This window comes from Actinomadura physcomitrii (genome assembly GCF_008923205.2).
Lineage (GTDB): Bacteria > Actinomycetota > Actinomycetes > Streptosporangiales > Streptosporangiaceae > Spirillospora > Spirillospora physcomitrii.
In genome coordinates this window covers 1-1,164 of the sequence record NZ_WBMS02000103.1, presented here as the reverse complement: position 1 = coordinate 1,164, position 1,164 = coordinate 1, and the positions used below count along the sequence as shown (strand labels likewise).

The following is a 1,164-nucleotide window of genomic DNA, read 5'->3' as shown; positions in this document are numbered from 1 at the left end:
CCGCCGGATCCCGCAGAACTCATGCTGGACGTCCACGCGTCGAGCGAGCGGGGCGGTGACCCGGCGGCACCTCGGGTGCATCAGCAGCCTCACGGCTACCGACAAGAGGATGGTGCACCAGTGAGCGACGAGACGCGCGCGGAGCCTTCGATGCGGTCCCGGATCGCCGCGCTGACGGAGACCCGGGCGCGGCGGCCCGAGGCGATCGCGGAGGCCGCGGCCTGCCGCGCCCGGCGCCCGGCCCCGGTCGGCGCCACCGGACGGCTGATGATCGTCGCCGCCGACCATCCGGCGCGCGGCGCGCTCGCCGCCGGCGGCGACCCCTACGCGATGGCCGACCGCGGCGACCTGCTCGACCGGCTCTGCACCGCGCTGGACCGGCCCGGCGTGGACGGCGTCCTCGCCGCCCCCGACGTCGTCGAGGACCTGCTCCTCCTCGGCGTGCTGGACGGCAAGGTCGTGATCGGCTCGATGAACCGCGGCGGCATCGCCGGCGCGTCCTTCGAGATCGACGACCGGTTCACCGCCTACAGCGCGGACGCGATCGCCGCGTCCCGGCTGGACGGCGGCAAGATGCTGCTGCGGATCGACGACGACGACCCCGCCACCGCCGGCACCCTGGAGGGCTGCGCGCGGGCGGTGTCCGCGCTCGCCGGGCACGGGCTGATGGCGATGGTGGAGCCGTTCATCTCGCGGCGCGTCGACGGCCGCGTCCGCAACGTGCTGACGCCGGAGGCGATGATCCGGGCCGTGTCGATCGCGTCCGCGCTCGGCACCACGTCGGCACGGACCTGGCTGAAGGTCCCGGTCGTCCCGGACATGGAACGGGTGATGGCCGCCTCCACGCTGCCCGCGCTGCTGCTCGGCGGCGAGGTCGCCGACGACCCGCGCGCCGCGCTGGACGGGTGGCGGCGGGCGCTGCGGCTGCCGACGGTGCGCGGGCTGGTCGTCGGCCGCTCGCTGCTGTACCCGAGGAACGGTGACGTCGCGGGCGCGGTCGACGCGGCCGTTGACGCCCTGTGAACGAGGAGAAGACGATGAGGCTCACGGTGGGGCAGGCGCTGGTGCGCTTCCTGGCGGCGCAGTGGTCGGAGCGCGACGGGGAGGAGCGGCGGTTCTTTCCCGGGTGCTTCGGGATCTTCGGGCACGGGAACGTCGCGGGGA

Annotated in this window: 1 protein-coding gene; it reads left to right on the top strand. The window is 75.2% G+C overall.

Going from position 1 to position 1,164, the window contains the following annotated elements; genetic code table 11:
• The first annotated feature begins 150 nt into the window (after positions 1–150).
• Entirely contained in the window at positions 151–1,023 is an 873-nt protein-coding gene (locus F8568_RS46430; protein WP_151600551.1) for a Cgl0159 family (beta/alpha)8-fold protein, read from the top strand.
• Positions 1,024–1,164: the final 141 nt, after the last annotated feature.

Coding starts and splice junctions, on each gene's coding strand:
- F8568_RS46430 (WP_151600551.1), top strand. CDS start 151: ATGCGGTCCCGGATCGCCGCGCTGACGGAGACCCGGGCGCGGCGGCCC.